9 protein-coding genes are annotated in these 6,744 nt (G+C 61.5%); 3 read left to right on the top strand and 6 right to left on the bottom strand.

All coding sequences use genetic code 11. The annotated features are described in order from the left end of the window. Positions 1-199: 199 nt before the first annotated feature. From BRA62_RS11600 to BRA62_RS11590, 3 genes are all read right to left on the bottom strand, one after another. Positions 200-553 (bottom strand): DUF86 domain-containing protein, encoded by a 354-nt coding sequence (locus BRA62_RS11600; RefSeq protein ID WP_292366762.1) that lies wholly within the window; start codon positions 551-553, stop codon positions 200-202. Next, positions 534-845, bottom strand: coding sequence for a nucleotidyltransferase family protein (locus tag BRA62_RS11595; protein ID WP_292366761.1), 312 nt, complete (start codon positions 843-845; stop codon positions 534-536). The genes BRA62_RS11600 and BRA62_RS11595 overlap by 20 nt, the downstream gene beginning before the upstream one ends. A gap of 315 nt (positions 846-1,160) precedes the next feature. Continuing rightward, complete coding sequence (locus BRA62_RS11590; RefSeq protein ID WP_292366759.1) at positions 1,161-2,084, bottom strand: hypothetical protein; 924 nt, start codon at positions 2,082-2,084, stop codon at positions 1,161-1,163. A gap of 248 nt (positions 2,085-2,332) precedes the next feature. Here BRA62_RS11590 and BRA62_RS11585 point away from each other — a divergent pair, with 248 nt between their 5' ends. Further along, positions 2,333-2,809 carry a ribonuclease III domain-containing protein gene (locus BRA62_RS11585; RefSeq protein WP_292366757.1) on the top strand — a complete coding sequence of 159 codons (477 nt, stop codon included), beginning with the start codon at positions 2,333-2,335 and terminating at the stop codon, positions 2,807-2,809. A gap of 173 nt (positions 2,810-2,982) precedes the next feature. On the opposite strand, the gene BRA62_RS11580 is transcribed toward BRA62_RS11585, so the two are convergent. Next, positions 2,983-3,426 (bottom strand): Hsp20/alpha crystallin family protein, encoded by a 444-nt coding sequence (locus BRA62_RS11580; RefSeq protein WP_292366755.1) that lies wholly within the window; start codon positions 3,424-3,426, stop codon positions 2,983-2,985. Positions 3,427-3,684: 258 nt separating this feature from the next. Here BRA62_RS11580 and BRA62_RS11575 point away from each other — a divergent pair, with 258 nt between their 5' ends. Further along, positions 3,685-4,884: an ATP-binding protein gene (locus BRA62_RS11575; RefSeq protein WP_292366754.1), complete on the top strand. Its 1,200-nt coding sequence runs from the start codon at positions 3,685-3,687 to the stop codon at positions 4,882-4,884. Positions 4,885-4,973: 89 nt separating this feature from the next. Here BRA62_RS11575 and BRA62_RS11570 read toward each other — a convergent pair whose 3' ends face one another. Next, positions 4,974-5,225, bottom strand: a complete 252-nt coding sequence (locus tag BRA62_RS11570) for a hypothetical protein (protein WP_292366751.1) — start codon at positions 5,223-5,225, stop codon at positions 4,974-4,976. A gap of 219 nt (positions 5,226-5,444) precedes the next feature. Further along, on the bottom strand, positions 5,445-5,900 hold the full coding sequence (locus BRA62_RS11565) for a universal stress protein (RefSeq protein WP_292366749.1): 456 nt from the start codon (positions 5,898-5,900) through the stop codon (positions 5,445-5,447). 145 nt (positions 5,901-6,045) lie between these two features. Between BRA62_RS11565 and BRA62_RS11560 the strand changes: the two genes are divergently transcribed. Continuing rightward, a complete protein-coding gene (locus BRA62_RS11560; RefSeq protein ID WP_292366748.1) occupies positions 6,046-6,711 on the top strand; it encodes a hypothetical protein in 666 nt (221 codons plus the stop codon). Positions 6,712-6,744 lie beyond the last annotated feature (33 nt).

Raw genomic sequence — 6,744 nt, 5'->3', positions numbered from 1 at the left:
AGACCCCCGGGGCGGGATCAGGGGGGGCAGTCCCGGAGAAGAGGGTGTACTGAGAGGGCTGCACAGGGTGCCGGGAAGGATCAGTAAAGGAAAAAGCAGTGTGATCAGCGGCCGGAGAGGTCGAACTGCCCGGATTCAAGAGGAAACGATCGAGCCTATTCGGTTGGAGCAGGGACCCCCGGGTTCTGTGACGCCGTTCCTACTCATCCCCTGCCAGGAGAGCCCGCACTTCGCTCGAAAGAACCGGGAGGTACCTCTCGACGACACCCCAGACAACCTCATCGGATACACTCGCATACCCGTGAATCAGTCGATTCCTGAACGCAATGATCAGAGGTGCATTGGAGATCCTCTCGCCGAGGCCCGGCTCCCGCCGGAGGAGCTGGTTCAATGCTTCGCCGATGATCTCGAACTGCCGCTCGACAGCAGACCTCAGCATGGGGTCGGTACGATACTCCTCAAAGGATCTTCCGGCGGTGAACTGCGCGATATAGTCGGCGGCCCCGGCAATATCGTAGAGATACTTCTGTGCTTCACGCGACGGCATAGACATCTTTGCAGGTTCCTTCCACGGACTCACGGAAGATCGGATTTCTGATCGCCGAACGCTCGACGAGATCGATCCTGCGGCAAAAAAGCCGGGCCAAATCTTCTGCGAGACCAAAATAAGCCTCTGCATGCTCCGCTGGAGTCATCGGTTCGAACTCGACGACAAAATCGATGTCGCTTGCTGCAGGGTCGAACCGGTCGCTCGTCGCCGAGCCGAAGATCCCAAGCCTCCTTACACGGCGGCGTCGAGCGACGCGGGCAATCTCGGAGATCTTCTCACGGATGAGAGGGTGCATCGGACAACTCTATGATGATCTACCATCCAGGGGGCATTATCTCTTTCGGATCGGCGGATGCCGTTCTCCTCCATCGGGCGACCGGCGGCTATAAACCCGGGAGGAGGGCTACCAGTTCATCAAAGGTCAGGAACCCACCTCACGGAGGCAGAGGATCGTCGTCCCAACGAGTTCTCCGGGCGCTCTCTGCAGAGACCGGACCGGTTCCGCAATCTCATGCAATATATTCAGAGGTTCGAAGTCCCCCGGCAAATGTTCGGAGTTCGGCTTCGAACAAATCGTCCCGGCCACCTCCTCGTCATCCCCTCCTGCCGCTCATATCGTCTTCTCCAGCACCCACCCGACCAGCCCCGCATTCACGATCATCGCGGAGAGTTGCCGGGGAGGGACCAGCACCACCCCCGAGTCCGCGGACACTTCGTGTGCCGCCAGGGCGTCGTCGGGGGAGTGGACGACGTAGAAGAGCTTCCTGAACTCGTCCCGGTTGAACCGGTCGCTATACTCGCGGAACTCCGGAAGGGTCGATCTCGATTTCACCTGGACCTGGTAGGACTCGTTGTTGATCGGGTCCTCGAACTCGATGTCCGCAAACTTCATCGTCTTGCCGACGACGCTCCTCCGCCTCCAGCCTGCCCCCGAAAAGACGAGATCGACGAGAACCTCGAAGTCCATCCAGTGCAGGTGCCTGATCAGGGCCTCGGTCCGGCAGACAAGTTCCTCCCGTGCGTCGACGGTCGCAGTGTACTCGGGCGTATGCTCGCCGTTGATCAGGCGCCTGAGGGTGTCGAGCGGCCCGACCGTGCAGGAGGTGGCCCGGAAGGCCTGCAGCTGGGCAATGTTGCCGGGCAGTGTGTTCGTCAGGAGCACCTTCCTCTGAATGCTCCTATCGTGCCAGCCGCCGTCGGTCAGGCGGTATTTGGATACCCCGTCCTCGAGGATCGGGCCGTCCTTGAGCTGGCACCACCAGAGCTTCGAGTCGTAGAACGTGATCCATACGTCGCCGTGGTTCGAGGCGTGGATCGTCCGGAGGGAGTTGAAGTCGTGGGTGGCGGATCCGGGATTCTTCACCTTATGCCGGATCGCCCTCTCGATGATCTCCCAGTTCCCCCGGCGGAGATCCTCGAGGTCGACGTTGGTCCAGCCGATCCGCATCTTCCCTTCTTCGATGCTTGACTGCTCCCACTTCCCTTTCTCTCCCAGCTTGATGTAGTAGGCACGATCGAAGTCTATGCTCTTCATGGCCTTCCTCCCCGGAATACGAAACGCTAATGGAACCCGATGCTTAAAAAGGTGGTGCCGGATCTCTCGTGGGGCTATTGACGGGAGTAGAAAGAGCGGGGGCCCGGATGCATTCACGGGTGAGCCGGGCGAGACTTATACAACGCCTGAAAATCCCTGTACGGTAAGACTATTCTATTTAAGAACCGGATAAACCCTCTGTTAAAAATAGATGCATATATCTATTCACTCATCGCCATATCGCTTATATGGAAGACTCTCTCGAAGAGAAGATCAATTACCGTTTCAAAAATACGGATCTCCTCCAGCGTGCCTTACTCCATCGCTCCCGTGCAAATGAAGAGAACCAGAAGCAGAAACCGTGCAAGGACCAGGACGCTCTCCGGACGCTGGGAGATGCGGTCCTGAAAACAATTTTGTGCGACATCCTCATGCGCTCGGGGTATGAGACGAAGGGCGAGATCACCATCATGAAAAGCGCCATTGAAAACCGGCCGTTTCTTGCCGAACTGGAGAGGGGGTTTAATCTGCAGAATGAAATCCTTGTCGGGGAAGGGGCTAGAGTGCGGAAGCACAACGAAGGACCTAACGTCATTGCCGAGACGCTTGAGGCGATCATCGGGGCGATGTACCTGGACGGCGGGTATGAGTCGGCAAAGAAGGCTGTCTCCGGCTGGTACGAACCCTACCGGGAAGAGATGCTGAAAAGGCAGATACAAGAGTAATAGGACCTGCAGGTGGATGAGAGGGGTTCATTCCGATCTTCTCCGACCCGCAGGTAACGGACGTCGGTGTGACGCGGCATCCCCGGGCCGTCGGGCGGAACCCGGCAGATCGTCCGATGACGACCCTCACCCTTGAGATCCCGGCCCGGCCGTCACCCCCGGACTTCGCCGCCCTATTCTTCACGAACCGGGATCTCGACCCCCTGCCCGGGAACCTTCTTCAGCCGCACCGCCAGCACGCCGTCCCTGAGGGTAGCCGTCGCACCCTCTTCCGTGACGTCGGCGGGAAGGTTCACAACCCGGGTCATCTCGCCGGAGAGCCTCTCCCTGACGGCGTAGCCTTCCCGTTCTTCCTCTCTCTTTCGGACGGTGATCCGCAGCGCCATTGGGCCGGTGAGCCGTACCGCGACATCGCCGCTCCCCACCCCCGGGAGGTCGGCGACGACCGCGACCTCGTCCTCGAGGTCCCGGATATCGACCGGAACTCCGGCACCGCGGACCACGGAGATCATCCGCTGCCCGGGCGCCGCGATCATCTCGTGGAACCGCCGGTGCATCTCACACATCCCCGGGCCGAATACCTTCTGAAACGGGCACGACAGTTCTTTCTCTTCCATACTCTCAACTCCTCCAGGTGTCATGCAGCCTGCATGCTCCCGCACATATAAGTTGTTCCCGGGGTCTCCTCTTCGGACCGCCGAACACCCGCTCCCTTCTTCACCCCCCGGCCCCGAACCCTCTGCAACGCCGGACAGGGAGACCAAACGGCTCTCAAGCAGAAAAAGTGACGAACGGAAGGGCTGCCATGACCACCTGCGTTTCCGGCCATCGCAGAAGCATACTTATATGGACAAATTGTAAATTATATTGACAATATGTCCAACCAGGTCCAGGGAATGATCCGGCGGGAGGCAGAGGAGAAGGTCCGCTCGCTCGCCCGGGGATTTCCAGCAGTGGCCGTGATCGGCCCCCGCCAGTCGGGAAAGACGACGCTCGTCCGGTCGGTATTCCCGCAGCTGCCCTACGTCTTGCTCGAGGATCCCGACACCCGCGCCTTCGCAGAGGAGGATCCCCGCAGCTTTCTCGCACAGTACGAAAAGACCGGGGCGGTCCTCGACGAGGTGCAGAGAGTCCCGGAGCTCTTCTCGTACCTGCAGGGAGTCCTCGACAGAAACCAGAAGCCGGGGCAGTTCATCCTCACCGGGTCGCAGAACTTCCTGGTGATGGAGCAGATATCCCAATCGCTCGCCGGCCGGGTCGGAATCGTCAAACTGCTCCCCCTCTCGATGAGGGAACTTGCCGGTGCCGGGATCGAGGCCGAACGCTACGAGGACCTCCTCTATGCCGGCCTCTTCCCCCGCCCCTACAGCAGCAACATTCCCCCGGCGGACTTCTATGCGTCGTATATCCAGACCTACCTCGAGCGCGATCTCCGCCTCCTCAAACAGGTGCAGAACCTCTCGGCATTCCAGACGTTCATGAAGATGTGCGCCTACCGGTCCGGCCAGGTGGTGAACTACTCATCCCTTGCAAACGACTGCGGCATCACCCATAACACGGCGAAAGAGTGGCTATCCCTCCTTGAGACATCGCTGCTGGTTGCGCTGATCCGGCCCCACCACAAAAACTTCAACAAACGGCTTGTGAAGATGCCGAAACTCTACTTCACGGACCCCGGCCTTGCCGCACACCTGGCCGGGGTGCAGAGTGCCGACGACCTCGGTTATCATCCCCTCAAAGGAGGGCTCTTTGAATCGCTCATCATAACGGAGTTCCTGAAGTTCCGGCTTAACCGGGGCAAAGAGCCCAACCTCTACTTCTGGCGGGATAAACTCGGGCACGAGATCGACTGCATCATCGAGTATCAGGGTTGGGATCCCGTCCCGGTCGAGATCAAGTCGGGCCGAACGGCAAGTTCCGATTTCTTCAAAGAACTTACCTACTGGAACAGTCTCTCCGGCAACACCCCGGACAGATCGTTCGTGGTCTACGGCGGCGACCGGTCCCAGCGCCGGGCAGCAGGGCAGCTGGTCGGGTATCGGGACCTGGAGCAGGTCCTGCCGTACCTGGAGTGACAGAAGATGCGTCCACCGGGGGTGGACCTGCGGCCGCCCTCCCGATCATGCTCCCCCCGGAGGGAATGAGCGCCCGGTCCTGGATGGAACTACCCGATGATGCACGCCGCCTCGATATCCGCGAGGTCGTAGACCAGAAACCCCTCCTCGCGGAGCCGGTCTTTCCCCTTGATGCCGCCGGCGACAGGGCAGAAGCGCTCGCGCCGGACATGCTCCGCTTTCTGAGAGAGGCGCGTGAGCACGCCGCGGGCCTCCCTCTCCGTAAGGCTCCCCCGCTTGCACTCTGCAGAGACGAGGCTGTCGCCCGTCGTCTCGCCGCCACTTCTTCTCCAAGAGGGCACACCCGGTCGAGAAAACCATGATCGTGATCAATACTGAGAACTTCGTCCATCCCCGATCATTTGGGAACTGACCGCCGTGGCTCCGGGCCTTCCTGCGGACTGAGGGTGGCCCCGGATAAAACCCGGAACACCCCCCTCACGAACTCGAGTGGGAGAGGAGGTCATCCCCTCCCGCCGCTCATACCGTCTTCTCCAGCACCACTCCCGTGGCCGGGCGGATCACCGGACAACGAGCGTCGAGACAGGCGCATGCTCCACCACGAAGGAGCTGACGCTTCCAAGGAGGAGCCGGGATATCCTTCCATGGCCGCGGGAGCCGATCACGACGACATCGGCACCCAGATCCGTTGCGGCCTGGACGATCTCGTGCCGCGGGTCACCCCGCCGCCAGTGCAGCCGGACCCGCACACCACGCTCTTCCGTCAGGTCCTGGATCTTTTTCTCGATGATCTCCCGTTCCCGCTTCTCGATCCGTCGCTCCATTCCGGGCTCGGGGTCAAGCCCTCTGGTAGCGGCATGCGGGGGGATGGCCTCCGGAATCCGGAACGTCTCGCCCGTGCCGTGGACATAGACCGCATGAAACTCGCTATCGGCAGGGAACCATTCAACCGCTCGCGCTATTGCCTGCCCGGCCGGGCTGGACCCGTCAAAAGCCATGAGGATTCTTGGTGTCATTGCAATCAATTCCCCCCATTGGAAACAATCGCATAAAGAGGTGCCCCACAACCATGCCCCCCCGGACGGGGTAGAACGGGTAACGCGCCCCCCCGTAGCCCGGACAACCGTTCCTTTCTTCACCCCCGCTCCCCCACCCTCTACTATGCCCGACAACCGGGAGATCATCAGGGCGGCCATCCGAAAGGCGCATGAACTCGGGGCGGACGTGGCGGGCGCCGTCCCCGCAGCAAAACTCATCGACTGCCCGTCGGCGGTCGCGGACGGACACCGGGGATCGCAGACCGACCGGGGGACCTACATCGTCCTCGGCCTCTCTCACGACCCGGAGCACCCCGAACTCGACCTCTGGGAGCCGGGCCGGGGAACGCCCGGGGACCGGATCCTCGGGCATATCGGCAGGGAGCTCGGCCGCTGGCTGCAGGAGACCTACGGGGTCAGGAGCCGGGTCATCCCCTACCGGCTCGAGGACGGCGGGATCTACCTCAAGGACGCGGCATCTCTCGCGGGCATCGGGCGGATGGGACACAACAACCTCGTCCTCGTCCCGGGCTACGGGCCGAAGATCCGGTTCCGGGCGGTATGGGCGGACCTGGACTGTCCCGACGAAGAATTCCCGGAGGGCGAAAGCCCCTGCGCCGGCTGCGAGGGGTACTGCACCCGCGCCTGCCCGATGGACGCCTTCTCCACCGGGAGGTTCAGCCGGGAGCGGTGCCTGGCGCGGATGAACGCCGACAAAGCCACCGGCAGGGAACGGATCGACCACTGCCGTGCCTGCGAACTCGCCTGCCCCGCCGGAGACGAAGGATAGGCGGCGGTACATGGAACACTCTCCGGCCCGCAC

This window comes from Methanoculleus sp. UBA208 (genome assembly GCF_002498065.1).
Lineage (GTDB): Archaea > Halobacteriota > Methanomicrobia > Methanomicrobiales > Methanoculleaceae > Methanoculleus.
Note: the sequence above shows the minus strand (reverse complement) of the source record. Positions and strands in the feature narration are given on the sequence as shown.

Excerpts from the sequence above, each read along its gene's own strand:
- BRA62_RS11595 (WP_292366761.1), bottom strand. The coding sequence starts at position 845 with ATGCACCCTCTCATCCGTGAGAAGATCTCCGAGATTGCCCGCGTCGCT.
- BRA62_RS11585 (WP_292366757.1), top strand. The coding sequence starts at position 2,333 with ATGGAAGACTCTCTCGAAGAGAAGATCAATTACCGTTTCAAAAATACG.
- BRA62_RS11565 (WP_292366749.1), bottom strand. The coding sequence starts at position 5,900 with ATGACACCAAGAATCCTCATGGCTTTTGACGGGTCCAGCCCGGCCGGG.
- BRA62_RS11580 (WP_292366755.1), bottom strand. The coding sequence starts at position 3,426 with ATGGAAGAGAAAGAACTGTCGTGCCCGTTTCAGAAGGTATTCGGCCCG.
- BRA62_RS11575 (WP_292366754.1), top strand. The coding sequence starts at position 3,685 with ATGTCCAACCAGGTCCAGGGAATGATCCGGCGGGAGGCAGAGGAGAAG.
- BRA62_RS11590 (WP_292366759.1), bottom strand. The coding sequence starts at position 2,084 with ATGAAGAGCATAGACTTCGATCGTGCCTACTACATCAAGCTGGGAGAG.
- BRA62_RS11600 (WP_292366762.1), bottom strand. The coding sequence starts at position 553 with ATGTCTATGCCGTCGCGTGAAGCACAGAAGTATCTCTACGATATTGCC.
- BRA62_RS11560 (WP_292366748.1), top strand. The coding sequence starts at position 6,046 with ATGCCCGACAACCGGGAGATCATCAGGGCGGCCATCCGAAAGGCGCAT.